At 74.4% G+C, this 410-nt stretch carries 1 pseudogene; it reads right to left on the bottom strand.

The features are described 5' to 3' along the window. Positions 1-396, bottom strand: a pseudogene (locus I6F37_RS42350) (hypothetical protein); the annotation flags it as partial. Between the last annotated feature and the right edge of the window lie 14 nt (positions 397-410).

The raw sequence follows: 410 nt of genomic DNA, 5'->3' as shown, positions 1-410 counted from the left end.
GAACGTGGCGCCGTCGTCGCCGCCGGTCGGCGCGAACGTGTACGTGCCGGTGGTGGCGCCCTGGACGTCGGCGAAGGCGCCGCCGGGATCGGCGCGCTGCCACTGGACGGTCGGCGCCGGGCTGCCGGTCGCGGCGGCGGTGAACGACACCGTGGCCCCGGGCTGGATGTTCACCGACGTCGGCGACGAGGTCACCGCCGGCGCCGCCGCCTGCGTGATCACCGTGCTCCAGGAGAATCCGGACGCGACGGCGGTGACCGTCTTGCCGGTCAGCGACGGGTGGATCCTCGACTCGCCGAAGTCGTTGCGGCCCCAGGCGGCGACCTGGCCGTCGGAGGTCAGCGCCAGGCTGTGGAACACCCCGGCCGAGATCGCGGTCACCGTCTTGCCGGCCAACGAGGCAGGGACGC

This window comes from Bradyrhizobium sp. NBAIM08 (genome assembly GCF_020193935.1).
Lineage (GTDB): Bacteria > Pseudomonadota > Alphaproteobacteria > Rhizobiales > Xanthobacteraceae > Bradyrhizobium > Bradyrhizobium yuanmingense.
The sequence above is the reverse complement of the archived record's forward strand: the minus strand, read 5'-3'. Positions and strand labels throughout refer to the sequence as shown.